General features: G+C 41.1%; 12 protein-coding genes and 1 riboswitch. Of the genes, 1 reads left to right on the forward strand and 11 read right to left on the reverse strand.

Annotation, left to right across the window (positions count from 1 at the left end; translation table 11 throughout):
• Window positions 1-83 precede the first annotated feature (83 nt).
• The 7 genes from JNUCC41_RS07560 to secA form a co-directional block, all read right to left on the reverse strand.
• Window positions 84-1,493, reverse strand: coding sequence for a murein hydrolase activator EnvC family protein (locus tag JNUCC41_RS07560; RefSeq protein WP_192207134.1), 1,410 nt, complete (start codon window positions 1,491-1,493; stop codon window positions 84-86).
• A gap of 95 nt (window positions 1,494-1,588) precedes the next feature.
• Window positions 1,589-2,482, reverse strand: a complete 894-nt coding sequence (gene ftsX / locus JNUCC41_RS07565) for a permease-like cell division protein FtsX (protein WP_192207136.1) — start codon at window positions 2,480-2,482, stop codon at window positions 1,589-1,591.
• On the reverse strand, window positions 2,472-3,158 hold the full coding sequence (ftsE, locus tag JNUCC41_RS07570; RefSeq protein ID WP_089361962.1) for a cell division ATP-binding protein FtsE: 687 nt from the start codon (window positions 3,156-3,158) through the stop codon (window positions 2,472-2,474). Before ftsE ends, ftsX begins: the two co-directional genes overlap by 11 nt.
• A gap of 294 nt (window positions 3,159-3,452) precedes the next feature.
• On the reverse strand, window positions 3,453-3,794 hold the full coding sequence (gene cccB / locus JNUCC41_RS07575; protein WP_192207138.1) for a cytochrome c551: 342 nt from the start codon (window positions 3,792-3,794) through the stop codon (window positions 3,453-3,455).
• Between the two features lie 49 nt (window positions 3,795-3,843).
• Window positions 3,844-4,659: a YitT family protein gene (locus JNUCC41_RS07580; RefSeq protein ID WP_370662608.1), complete on the reverse strand. Its 816-nt coding sequence runs from the start codon at window positions 4,657-4,659 to the stop codon at window positions 3,844-3,846.
• A gap of 203 nt (window positions 4,660-4,862) precedes the next feature.
• Window positions 4,863-5,961, reverse strand: a protein-coding gene (gene prfB / locus JNUCC41_RS07585) for a peptide chain release factor 2 (RefSeq protein ID WP_228467568.1) whose coding sequence is annotated in 2 segments (ribosomal slippage) — window positions 4,863-5,897 and window positions 5,899-5,961 — 1,098 coding nt in all. Because the reading frame shifts where the segments join, the coding sequence is not laid out codon by codon here.
• A 170-nt stretch (window positions 5,962-6,131) separates the two neighbouring features.
• A complete protein-coding gene (gene secA, locus JNUCC41_RS07590) occupies window positions 6,132-8,645 on the reverse strand; it encodes a preprotein translocase subunit SecA (RefSeq protein WP_192207144.1) in 2,514 nt (837 codons plus the stop codon).
• 419 nt (window positions 8,646-9,064) lie between these two features.
• On the opposite strand from secA, the gene JNUCC41_RS07595 reads away from it, so the two are divergent.
• The gene (locus JNUCC41_RS07595; protein ID WP_061141195.1) at window positions 9,065-9,388 is read left to right on the forward strand and encodes a helix-turn-helix domain-containing protein; all 324 of its coding nucleotides are present in this window, start codon (window positions 9,065-9,067) and stop codon (window positions 9,386-9,388) included.
• A 161-nt stretch (window positions 9,389-9,549) separates the two neighbouring features.
• Here the strand turns inward: JNUCC41_RS07595 and JNUCC41_RS07600 are convergent, their stop codons facing one another.
• The 4 genes from JNUCC41_RS07600 to fliS all read right to left on the reverse strand — a co-directional run bounded on the left by JNUCC41_RS07600 (window position 9,550) and on the right by fliS (window position 12,002).
• Window positions 9,550-9,690: an anti-repressor SinI family protein gene (locus tag JNUCC41_RS07600; protein WP_228467569.1), complete on the reverse strand. Its 141-nt coding sequence runs from the start codon at window positions 9,688-9,690 to the stop codon at window positions 9,550-9,552.
• Window positions 9,691-9,720: 30 nt separating this feature from the next.
• A riboswitch (cyclic di-GMP riboswitch) is annotated at window positions 9,721-9,806 on the reverse strand.
• Between the two features lie 640 nt (window positions 9,807-10,446).
• A complete protein-coding gene (hpf, locus tag JNUCC41_RS07605) occupies window positions 10,447-11,004 on the reverse strand; it encodes a ribosome hibernation-promoting factor, HPF/YfiA family (RefSeq protein WP_098371577.1) in 558 nt (185 codons plus the stop codon).
• Between the two features lie 252 nt (window positions 11,005-11,256).
• A complete protein-coding gene (locus JNUCC41_RS07610) occupies window positions 11,257-11,601 on the reverse strand; it encodes a flagellar protein FliT (RefSeq protein ID WP_192207146.1) in 345 nt (114 codons plus the stop codon).
• Window positions 11,601-12,002 carry a flagellar export chaperone FliS gene (gene fliS / locus JNUCC41_RS07615; protein WP_192207148.1) on the reverse strand — a complete coding sequence of 134 codons (402 nt, stop codon included), beginning with the start codon at window positions 12,000-12,002 and terminating at the stop codon, window positions 11,601-11,603. Before fliS ends, JNUCC41_RS07610 begins: the two co-directional genes overlap by 1 nt.
• Window positions 12,003-12,018: the final 16 nt, after the last annotated feature.

Below are 12,018 nucleotides of genomic sequence, written 5' to 3' on the forward strand. Positions count from 1 at the left end.
ATGCTTAAAGAAAATGGTGACACCACACAAAAAAAACAGACAAGGAATTTACCTGGTCTGTTTTTTCGTTGATATATTGGGTATTAATTAGGTATATAGTTTAATGGGTTAACAGCATTTGACTTGCTATAATTCCATGGGCCTTTATGTAGTTCAAAGTGTAAATGCTGACCGAAGGAATGTCCTGTGTTACCCATGATGCCAACTTGTTGACCTTTGGCAACTACAGCACCTTCGCCTACTTGTCTAGAACTTAAGTGTGCGTACACAGTAGTCCATTGCTGACCGCTGATTGAATGTGTAACGAAGACGACGTTACCGTATGTACTTGAGAAGTAAGAACGGCTTACGACTCCGTCGGCTGCCGCTACAACTGGAACCGTTCCGCTAGCAGCGATATCGATGCCGGCATGCTGTTTATTCCAGCGTTCACCCATTGTTGAAGATACATATCCTGCACTAGGTCTAGTGAAAGTACCAGATGATACAGCCGGCGCTTGACTTACATTAGACGAAGATTGTGAAGATTGTGAAGATGATGATGATGATGATGAGCTGTTGCTTTTTGCACTATATCCTGAAGAAGTGGATTGTTTTTTAGTTTCGGATGCTTGTGATGCTTGAGAAGCCGCTTGTGCTGCCGCTTGCGCAGCTTCTTGCTCTGCACGTTTTTTCGCTTCGGCTGCCGCTTTTTTACGGGCTGCTTCCAATTCGGCAAGACGTTGATGCTCTAAGCTGATGGCAGATTTGATCGCTTTTTCTTGAGCGGCAAGATTCGCTTTCTCTTCCTCTAGACCCATCTTCTCATCTTCATGCTTTTTAGTTTGTTGCTTTAATTTCTTAACCAAAGCATCCTTTTCTTGCTTCTGCTGTTTTTGCTGCTTTTGAATTTCCAATAGTTCAGCTTTTGCCACTTCTAAACTGGCTAGCTTCGTTTCTACGGCTTTTTGCTTTTCTTCCAGATCCTTTTTATCCAGCTCATGCTGCTTTAAAATATCGCGGTCGGCTTCAGCGATTGTCGCTACAGCTCCGACACGGTCAACTAAATCCCCAAAACTGGATGATCCGAATAATACTTCAAGGTAGTTCACGTCCCCGCCAGTCTCCTGGAAGGAAAGGGCCCTTTCCTTCAATACTTCATTACGTTTGGCAATCCGCTCTTTTAATACTTTAATCTCTTCTTTCAATGCCTCAATTTCTTTTTTCGTTTGAGTAATTTCAGCATTTTTGGCATCGATCTTTTTTGCGGACTCGGCAATTTTTGCTTCAAGGGCAGCGATTTGGTCTTCTGCTGTCATTTGCTTATCCTGCAGGTTATCGATTTTCTTTTCCGTATCGGAAATATTCGATTCAACACCCGAACGTTTTTCCTGGATGGATTCTTTCTGTTTTTCTAAATTCGAAATCGACTCCGCATAAACTGAAGGTGCCGCTAGAATGCTTCCCAACCCGATCATGATGGAAGCATTCATGGCAATGATATTTTTTTTCAACGTTTCATTTCCCCTTTCAACCCGTTACATCCTTGCCTTGTAACGTCTCTCTATTTATGTCTGGCTTCTTTTGGCTTTCGAGTAAAGATTCACTTTTATACTTTCAAGAACTTCCTGACGGACATCAAGCTGCCCCATATCCCGATAACGGCACCAATTACGATGAGGATGGCCGAGACTTGATAAATAAATGGATTTGCAGGCAGGAAATCTATGAATTTGAACGTGATCTGCGGTGCTGCATATTTATATAGATTGTAGTAGAGTACGGAGATCAGACCTATCGGAATGATGGAACCGAGCACTCCCAACCAGAGACCCTCCAAGAAGAATGGCCAACGGATGAACGTATTCGTCGCCCCTACCAACCTCATGATCTCAATTTCTTTTCTTCTGGCTACAATGGTAATTTTAATCGTATTCGAAATCAGGAACATTGCAGTAAATAGTAAACCTACAATAAGAACGATTCCTATGTTTCTAGCAATATTAACAAAGCTGAATAGTTTCTCGACATAGCCTTGTCCATATTTAACGCTTTGGATATACTCCAAACCTTCGATCTGTTTTGCCACCTTGATGACATCTTGCGGGGATTTCGTTTTGATAACATAAACGTCCCTTAATGGGTTATCTTGTTCAAATGGTTTAAAAGCATCACCATTATCTCCTAAATCATCTATTAAATTAGTAAGCTCTTCATCTTTTGGAGAGAAAATCACTGATTCAATGCCGTTCATCTCCGTAATTTGCTTACCGATAGCTTTTATATCGTCATCATTCGCCGCATTATCAATATGTGCCCGAACTTCGACATCTTTCTCCACATTTCCCGCGATATGATTTAAATTCATCATGAGCACTAAAAAGACGCCAACCAATGTTAGAGTGACCGTTACTGCACTGACTGAAGCAAACGTCATCCATCCATTACGGCCAATATTTTTAAAACTTTCACGGAAGTGACGGAGCAATGTTCTAAATTTCATATCCGTAATCACCTCGATGTTCATCGCGTACTATTTTTCCACTTTCAATGGCAATGACACGTCGTTTAATATTGTTGACGATGTCCCTATTATGAGTGGCCATGACAAGCGTAGTTCCGCGTTTATTAATTTCTTCAAATATGTTCATGATTTCCCATGATGTTTCGGGATCAAGATTACCTGTAGGCTCGTCGGCTATGACTACCTTAGGATCATTGACGATCGAACGGGCTATTGCAACCCTTTGCTGCTCCCCACCGGATAACTCGGAAGGCAGCATCCTCGCTTTATGTTTAATGCCAACCAGATCGAGGACTTCCATGACTCTCTTTTTGATTTCTTCTGGTTCCTTTTCAATAACTTCCATGGCAAAAGCAACATTTTCATATGCAGTGAATGTTTGAAGGAGTTTAAAATCTTGGAATACCATACCGATATTACGGCGGAATAGAGGAACTTTCGAATTGCGGATACTTGGCAGGCTAATGCCATTGACCAAAATATTACCGCTTGTAGGCTTTTCTTCCCTATACATCATTTTGATGAAGGTCGATTTTCCGGCACCGCTCGGACCCACTACATAAACGAACTCGCCTGGCTTTATTTTCACATTGATTCCATTAATGGCAATTACGCCATTTGGATATGTCTTTTTCACATCTATCATTTCTATCATTCTAAAACCACCTAATTTGCTTGGATTATCACTATGTACCAACAGCTTTTTCGACAATTTTCACTGAAATCTGACAGGAATCTCTCTTACTTGAGCACAGAAACATTATAACATCATATTTTGTCAAATTAAGCATAAAAAATATTACAGTTTCATTTCAGTTAGTCATATATCAACATCTATGTAATAATTCCAAGATTTGGTTACTCGATAAGGGATTAAATGTGAGTTGTTTCGAGGTTTTAAAGGAGGCTAAATGAAACGTCCTGCTAAAGCAGGACGTTTCGTCGATCATTATTTATGTCCAGCAAGCCATTCAGCGACCATGCTCGCTTCCTTGCCTTGGATTATACCTTTTGGCATTCCACCTTGCCCATTCGCAATGACTTTTTCGATGTCTTCTTTCGAAAGCTTAGAACCGACCTTCGTTAAATTCGGTCCCACGCCGCCTTCAAGATTCACCGCATGACAACTTGAACATTTGTTTTCATAAATTTTAGCGGCATCACCTGCACCTGCCGTAGTCGTTTCATTATTTTCATTTGCAGGCTCTTTATCTGCAGAATCATCATTCCCGCCGCATGCAGCCAAGGCCAAAGATGTACCCAAAACTAAGGCTAACCATTTCACTTTCATCGAATTTACCCCCTCTGATTTATACCAGCACAAGAACATTATACCAATTTCAATCCAGTTTAAAACCCTCCCCGAGTACCTCCGATGCGTCCATTACAATTACAAACGCTTTAGGGTCAACGAGTTTCACCAATTGTTTCAATTTGGTGAATTCCGATTGGTCTATTACGCACATCAAAATTGGACGAGTATCATCCGTATAGCCGCCATACCCGGATATCCCTGTTACACCCCGGTCCAGCTCATGTATGATAGCATCCCTTACTTCCGTTTCTTTATTCGTGATAATTAATGACATCTTCGAATGGTTCAATCCAATCTGGATAAGGTCGATCGTCTTGCTTGTCACATATAAACCTATTAATGCATACAGCCCTTTTTCAATATCAAAAACGATGGCAGCACTTAAAACGATGATTCCATCAATGACAGCGACACAGGTCCCCAATGACAGATGGGTATATTTATGGAAAATCTGTGCCGCCAAATCGGTCCCCCCTGTGGAGCCCTTTCCGCGAAAGACGATCCCCAGGCCAAGTCCGACCATCATCCCCCCGCAAATCGAACCAAGCAATGCATCGTTCGTCCATGCATCCCAATCCTTTGTCAGAAATACCACTAAAGGCAGAAACAAGGTTCCAATCAGGCTTTTGGCTCCGAAATGTCTTCCAAGGATAATAAGCCCCGAAATGAACAATGGGATGTTAAAACCCCAAAGTACATAAGCCGGTTCCCAACCGAGAGTTGAATCGAGAATCGTGCTAATCCCGCTGACTCCGCCGGATGCCACCTGGTTAGGCAGTAAGAATACATTAAAACCAATGGCAATTATGGCCGAACCGACAATCACCAATCCATACTCCATTAACTTTTGAATTAAAGGGTGCTTCTTCTCCCGGTACCTTTTCTTCATTCTGCATAAGTCTCCTCGAACCATCATTATTATTTAGTATTGGCCGAACGAGGTAGGGCATCCCTTTTCAATCCTGTAAATGTCAGCCAGAAGATTCGTTATAAAGGAAATCATAAAAAAAGCCGGACCGGGGAAACCGGTCCGACTGGCTGATCTTATAATTTTGAACGCAAGTACGCATCAATGAACATATCGATATCCCCATCCATGACTGCTCCCAAGTTTCCGGTCTCCGCACTGGTACGGTGATCTTTAACCATGGAATACGGGTGGAAAACATATGAACGAATTTGGCTGCCCCAGCCAATTTCCTTTTGCTCACCACGGATTTCATCCAATTCCGCTTGTTGCTGTTCAATTTCACGTTGATACAATTTGGCTTTCAGCATATTCATGGCCTGGGCCTTGTTTTTGATTTGAGATCTCTCGTTTTGGCACGTTACCACGGTGTTCGTAGGTATATGTGTGATCCGGACTGCGGAGTCCGTTGTATTGATATGCTGACCACCTGCACCACTTGCCCGATACGTATCGATTTTCAAATCTTCCGTGCGTACTTCTATATTGATCGTCTCATCGAATTCCGGCATGACTTCACATGAAACGAATGAAGTATGGCGTCTCCCTGAGGAATCGAAAGGGGAAATCCGGACAAGACGGTGGACCCCTTTTTCCGCTTTTAAATAACCATAGGCGTTATGGCCTTTGAAAATTAAAGTGACACTCTTGATTCCAGCTTCATCACCTGGAAGGTAATCAAGGGTTTCCACTTTAAAGCCTCTTTTTTCACCCCATCTTGTATACATACGAAGCAGCATGGAACCCCAATCCTGGGACTCCGTTCCGCCCGCACCAGGATGCAGTTCAAGGATGGCATTTTTCGAGTCATATTCTTCACTTAGTAAAAGTTGAAGTTCGAAGTCATTCATCTTTTGTGAAAGTATCGTGATTTCTTCTTCCAGCTCAGCCAAAAGTTCTTGATCATTCTCCTCTTTCACTAATTCATATGTCAAATCCAGATTTTCATATGATTCATTCAGTTCGGACAATTGATTGACCTGTTCTTTCAAAGCATTCGTTTCATTGATGACAATTTGTGCTTTTTGCTGATCATTCCAAAAATCGGGATGTGTCATCTCATTTTCAAGCTGTGCGATTCGTGCCTCTTTTTCATCTAAGTCAAAGAGACCCCCTAAAGTCCGTTAATCGTTGCGCTGTCCGTTCAAGTTCATTTCTTATTTCTGCTAATTCCATTTCTCTTCACCTCATTAAGTATGTTAAAAAAAATCCCCGAAGAGGGATTCGCTTCATTACAAATAAACCTCTTCAAACTATATGCAAGTATATTGCTTTATGCAAACTAAACATGAAAAGAGGCGGCAAGCCTTACACTTAACCGTCCCATATTCATTATACACCTAACTTTAGCCTAAATTGCCATGGCAATTCTTATATTTTTTACCGCTGCCGCATGGGCATAACGCGTTTCGGCCAACGTCTTCCTTTTTACGGGCAGGGGCTTTTTTCACTTTGCCCCCATCTTCTTCCTTCGGATTGACCGCTTGTCCTTTTATGACTTCCTTACGCTCCAAATTGTTGCGGATTTCAGCCTTCATGATGTATTTGGCGACTTCATCCTCCATTGAAGCAATCATGGCTTCAAACATTGCGAAACCTTCAGATTGATATTCACGTAACGGATCGATCTGGCCATAAGCACGAAGGTGGATCCCTTGGCGCAATTGCTCCATTGCATCAATATGGTCCATCCACTTACTATCGACTGCACGAAGAACGATTACTTTTTCGAACTCACGCATTTGTTCTTCAGATAGCTCTTCTTCTTTTTGGTCATAGCCTTCTTTCACTTTTGCTAAAATGAACTCAACCAATTCCGATTCATTTTTCCCATCCAAATCAGCTACAGTGATTGAACCTTCATTAAATAGGTTACCATTCAGGTAATCCACAAGGCCTTGTAAATTCCAGCCTTCCTCATCACCCATTGGTGCAAACGCGACAACATTCCGCTCAATGGATCCCGTAATCATCGTTTCGACAATTTCACGTAAGTTTTCACTTTCCATGACATCGAAACGCTGTTTATATATAATTTCCCGTTGTTGACGGAGAACATCATCATACTGCAGTAATTGCTTCCGTGAATCGAAGTTATTGCCTTCGACCCGTTTCTGTGCGGATTCAACGGCCCTTGTCACCATTTTACTTTGAATTGGCTGGGAATCATCCATTCCAAGGCGTGCCATCATGTTTTTCATGTTATCCGAACCGAAGCGGCGCATCAATTCATCTTCCATTGATAAATAGAATTGAGTGACCCCTGGGTCTCCCTGACGGCCTGACCGACCACGAAGCTGGTTATCTATACGCCTGCTTTCATGACGTTCCGTGCCGATGACAGCAAGGCCTCCAAGCTCCTTGACACCTTCACCAAGCTTGATATCCGTACCTCGTCCCGCCATGTTCGTAGCAATCGTAACTGAGCCTTGATTACCTGCATTCGCAATGATTTCCGCTTCACGCTCATGGTTCTTGGCATTCAAAACATCGTGAGGGATTCCTTTTTTTGATAAATAGGCGGATATGACTTCAGATGTTTCGATGGCAACCGTACCGACAAGCACAGGCTGACCCTTTCTATAACGCTCGGCGATGTCTTCCACAACAGCCTTGAACTTCCCATCAGTTGTCGCGTATATAAGATCCGCCCTGTCATCCCTGATGATATTCCTGTTTGTCGGGATCGCAATGACATTCATATTATAAATATTGCGGAATTCCTCTTCTTCCGTTTTGGCTGTCCCGGTCATACCTGAAAGTTTTTCATACATCCTGAAATAGTTCTGGAATGTAATCGTCGCAAGAGTCATGCTTTCATTTTGAATTTCAAGTCCTTCTTTCGCTTCGATCGCCTGATGGAGACCTTCACTGTAACGGCGGCCTTTCATCAAACGGCCAGTGAATTGGTCAACGATGACTATCTCGCCTTCCTGGACTACATAATCCACATCCAAATGCATGGAAACATGCGCCTTTAACGCCTGATTGATATGATGATTCAAAGTAACGTGATTAATATCGAACAAATTATCGATATTAAACGCTTTTTCAGCTCGATTCATCCCATCTTCCGTCAGCTGAACACCTTTTGTCTTTTCATCATATGTGTAGTCCGTTTCTTTTTTTAAGGTTCTTACAAACGCATTGGCCTGGATATAAAGCTGAGCCGACTTTTGTGCGGAACCGGAAATGATCAATGGCGTTCTCGCCTCATCGATCAAAATCGAATCGACCTCATCAATGACAGCAAAGTGCAGCGGGCGCTGTACCATTTGTTCTTTATATAACACCATGTTGTCACGAAGGTAATCAAAACCTAACTCATTATTTGTACTGTACGTAATATCCGCATTGTACGCCGCCTGCTTTTCTTCTTTAGAATGACTGTTCAAATTCAATCCGACGGTCAAACCAAGGAAATCATACAATACACCCATCTCGGTGGCATCACGGTGTGCCAGGTATTCATTGACAGTAACCACATGTACACCTTTACCGGTAAGCGCGTTTAAATAAACAGGCATGGTGGATGTTAAGGTTTTACCTTCCCCAGTTTTCATCTCGGAGATATTTCCATCATGAAGGGATGCCCCACCCATGATTTGAACACGGTAAGGATATAAGCCCAGAGCACGCTTTGCACCTTCACGCGCAACCGCAAAAGCCTCGACAAGCAAATCATCAACGGTCTCCCCATTTTGATAACGCTCTTTAAACTCGCCCGTTTTGGCACGCAACTGTTCATCCGATAGTGCAGCCGTCTCATCAGCCAGTGCTTCGACCTGATCGGCGATTTTTTCTAATCGTTTGATTTCTCGCTTATTCGGATCAAAAACTTTATTTAATATATTAAGCATTCAATAACGCTCCTCTATTATGGTAATGATCGTTCAATGACTAAATTCATATAAGTAAGAAGAAACACATCTTCTATTATTACTAATGCACGCTTAATTTTACCACTTCTATTCTAGAGGTACAACTTCATGTCACTTCCCTGGTATAGACCTGAATTCAATTCTTGCGAAAAACAATGGATAAATGAGGAGTAAAACTGTTAAAATAAGAGGAAGTATAAAAAATATGTTGCAAACTCCCCACTATTCCATATGCAAATGAGAATTATCCATAACCTTCCATCACTAGATGCTATGTCCTCTCTAGCGATAGCATGTCAAGGTAATCCATCCTTACAGGCGTCATGTTTTGAATGATAAGGTGGGCTACTGAAACTTAATAGCGGAAGATAAATAGAACATGTTTCGAGGTGGTATTGATGATTGGTGAACGTGTAAAAAAACTGCGAGAAGAAAAGAAAATGTCAATGACTGAACTTGCCGATAAAGCGGGTGTGGCAAAGTCTTATTTAAGTTCGCTCGAGCGGAACTTACAAACGAATCCTTCTATTCAATTTCTTGAAAAAATCTCCGCCGTACTTAACATTCCTGTCGATGCCCTGCTATATGATGCTCCAAATAAGGAAACCTTGGACAATGACTGGATGAAAATCGTTGAGGAAGCCATGAATTCAGGTGTTTCAAAACAACAATTCAGGGAATTCATCGAGTTTAATAAATGGAGAAAAGATAAAGAAGAGTAGAGTGGTAAGTAGAGTGGTAGTGCACTAGTTTACCTACATAATCCAATAGAATATAGTTTGAATAAGCTAGACTCACCAGGATCTCAAGGAGACATTCACCCTATAAACAGCTAATGAATCGAACCACTGTTTATAGGGATGTTCTCAATCTTGTTCGGAATCTATTTTCCATCGTTCTCCTCAAAAGTTACCTCAACGCTTTCCCTTTTCAAAAAAGCACTGATTTCCTCTTTTTTGAAACCCAAACGCCTTGCTTCTGAAATCAACTTCACCCATTCTTGATCCATTGCCACATTAGCCACCTCTTCTACCTCCTAAAATACTCTTGTATTTCAGGCAGACCAGCCATCATAGTCACAAGGACCTTAGACCTGTGCCTTTGCGCCCTAATCTTTCAATCAGTTTGCCTTTGTCGTGGTATTTATCACCAAATACAGTGCTTATAATCATATTATAACGGAAACGCACTCCATATATTGCTATTTTATGTCGGTAATCCATATAAATGCAAAAACTTTCATCCGACAAAATATTACAATATTGAGAAAATTCACAGTTTAGGCAATTTAACATAGGCTAATTCAATTTCTTTTATTTGAATAATAGTGAATATTGCTCTTCTTACTATTCCATTGAGGTGTGTTGATTCTCTCAATTATAAGTGCATCAAGGGCTTTTTGCGCAGTTAAATCCTCACCGCAGGTCGGGCAAAGCCACTTTCCATATTCCGCACTGCTAAAAGATGCCCTATGGCATGTATGGCAATTCTTTCGATACAAGTTTTCCAACCCCTCTGCACCTAATTCAAATTGTTTTTTTATAAATAACCAATTGTTCTTTTTAAAGAACTAACAATTTGAGTATAGTGCAAAAGTTAGGGGTATTTAAATAGGTAAAACTAATCATTTATCTTAATAAAGAACATCATTCGTTCTTTTAAATGAACTTTTGGATTTTTTAGAGAACAAGGCTTTTTATAGCAAACCCAACAGCCAACGCATTCTATCAAAAAAGCACAACCCAGAGGCTGGGTTGTGCTTTTGATCTAAGATTAATAGTTAACTAGGTTCAATCAATCCATAGCGTCCATCTTTTCGGCGGTACACTACGTTTGTTGTATTAGTATCCGCATTCGTGTAAACGAAGAAACTGTGACCAAGCATATTCATTTGTAAAATCGCCTCTTCACTGTCCATTGGCTTTAAATCAAAGCGCTTATTGCGGACCACTTCAATATCATTATCGTCTTCAAATTCATCCACCACTTCGTCAACATCCGTATTGAAGGCGAATGCATCGGGTGTCGTAGATAGATTGTTGCGGAACTTACGATTGACCTTCGTTTTATGTTTACGAATTTGGCGTTCAAGCTTATCATTGATCAAGTCAATGGCAGCATACATATCCGCATTTTCCTCTTCAGCGCGAAGAACCAAATTCTGCATGGGAATCGTCACTTCGACTTTAGATGTATTATTGTTCACTTTTAAATTCACTAACACATTTGCATCTGGTGTATTGTTAAAATATCGTTCTAACTTGCCAATTTTCTTTTCGACGTATTCTCGAATTGCTGGAGTTACCTCAATGTTTTCACCGCGTACGTTGTAATTCATAAAGTGAGTCCTCCTTAAATTAAGACTATACAGTTAGATTCTACAATACCCCTCCGGTTCCCTTTAGAAACACATCATGAAATATGTCGAAATCATGAAACAATTGTCGGAAGGTTTGAAAAGGGTTGATGTCTGCCCTAGCTTCATTATATCAAATGCTATGCTATAAAGAAAAAATTAAGCCTATTTTATTTACAGAAAATTTAAAAAAACTTAACATAAAAACCGTTTGGCATCCAAACGGCAGGGTAATCAATTTCTTTTATCATAAAACATGCCATCCACAGATAGACTTTCATACGGGTTCGTGTATTTATTGGATGATCGTTTCTTCTTATTTATTTCCTGGATATCCCGCTGTATCTCCTGCTTTTGAAGCTTCAGCAAGTGATCGACCTGCTGGTTGAGCAACAGTACCGCACGGCCCAATTGTTGCTCTTCACCAGTAAACGGCGGGTTGATTTGAGAAAGAAGCCCATCCCGCTGATCGATCAGCTTTGTGACCCTTTCTATTTTATCATCACGTTCTGTGATCGTGCGATCTTCCAGAACGGCAAGCAATTCAGCAGTCAAATCATGAAAGGTTCTAATCACCATTATACTTGACCGCTTTGGGTAAATTGTTTTTTCCGATTGATCTGAATTACTTCCTTCCAAGTATTCCGGAACTCAGTAACAAGCCCCTCCACTTCTTCCAAGGCAGCAACATCATTTTTCATATTCGCTTCGATCAGACGCCGGTTCATGAAATCATACAGACTCATCATATCTTTGGATACATCCGCGTCCATATTCAGCGTCACCATCAATTCGCGGATAATATTTTGCGCCTTGATGATGTTCGTATTCTTCACTTCGATATTTCCTGCTTCAACGGCTTTCTTCCCAAGCATGATGAACTTCAAACAGCCATTATAAAGCATTAATGTAAGCTCTCCCGGGGATGCTGTATTGACTGAATTTTGCTGGTACGATTGATATGGATTATTTATCGCCATACTTAACTACTTCCTT

This window comes from Brevibacillus sp. JNUCC-41 (genome assembly GCF_014844095.1).
Classification (GTDB): domain Bacteria; phylum Bacillota; class Bacilli; order Bacillales; family DSM-1321; genus Peribacillus; species Peribacillus aracenensis.